Origin of the sequence: Rhodococcus sp. O3 (genome assembly GCF_048897285.1) — a bacterium.
In the GTDB taxonomy this organism is placed as follows: domain Bacteria; phylum Actinomycetota; class Actinomycetes; order Mycobacteriales; family Mycobacteriaceae; genus Rhodococcus.
In genome coordinates this window covers 1-452 of the sequence record NZ_JBMBTE010000327.1, presented here as the reverse complement: position 1 = coordinate 452, position 452 = coordinate 1, and the positions used below count along the sequence as shown (strand labels likewise).

Here is a 452-nt window from a genome sequence, read left to right as displayed (position 1 = left end):
AAGATCCTGGCGGATGCGGCGTGTTCGGTCACCCCCGACGATCTCGTGAAACTCGGTGCGCATCTGCTCGCGTATCTGAACCCGGACGGGGACGTGCCGGACGAGAAGGAACGCAAACGGCGCCGGGGTCTGCGGATCGGCAAGCAGGGTGTCGACCTCATGACCCCGATCTCCGGGCTCATCGACCCGGAAACCCGGGCACTGCTCGAACCGGTGCTGGCGAAACTCGCCCGCCCCGGCATGAACAACCCGGACGATCCCGAATCACCGTCCGGTGATGTCGAATCCGAGGCCCTCGACCGGGATGCGCTGGCGAAGGCCGCGGCCCGCGACACGAGAACGGTGGTGCAGCGCAACCACGACGCGCTGAAGGTCGCCCTGCGGCAAATCTTGTCGTCGGGGGTGCTGGGCAGCCATCGGGGGTTGCCGGTCACGGCGATCCTGACCATGAC

The 452-nt window shown here is 67.0% G+C and carries 1 protein-coding gene; it reads left to right on the top strand.

Going from position 1 to position 452, the window contains the following annotated elements:
- Positions 1-452 (top strand): DUF222 domain-containing protein (locus ACN675_RS29265; RefSeq protein WP_420754135.1); only part of this gene is annotated, 452 nt, incomplete at both ends.